General features: G+C 45.3%; 1 protein-coding gene. It reads left to right on the forward strand.

Going from position 1 to position 358, the window contains the following annotated elements; genetic code table 11:
- Positions 1-358, forward strand: a 358-nt coding sequence (locus tag AB4585_RS28115) for a substrate-binding domain-containing protein (protein WP_372172052.1), incomplete at both ends; no start/stop codon positions are given.

The following is a 358-nucleotide window of genomic DNA, read 5'->3' on the forward strand; positions in this document are numbered from 1 at the left end:
GTCTTACTGCAGAGCAAATCACTGCAATCTACAAAGGTGAAATCTCAAACTGGAGCCAAGTTGGTGGTGACGACAAGCCTATCGTAGCAATCACTCGTGACACAGCTTCTGGTACTCGCGGTGCATTCGAAGACATCATGAGCCTTAAAATGGAAGTATCTGGTATGAAAGTATCAGCGATTTCTCAACGTGCTCAAGTTGCAAACGGTAACGGTGCTCTTAAAGTATCTGTAGCAAACAACCCATACGCTATCGGTTACATCTCTCTAGGTACTGTTGACGAGACTGTTCAACCTCTAGCTATCGATGGTGCGGCTGCAACTGTAGCGAACATACAAAACGGTTCTTACAAAGTTGC

The organism is Vibrio sp. 10N.222.49.C9, from assembly GCF_041474985.1.
GTDB lineage: Bacteria > Pseudomonadota > Gammaproteobacteria > Enterobacterales > Vibrionaceae > Vibrio > Vibrio crassostreae_C.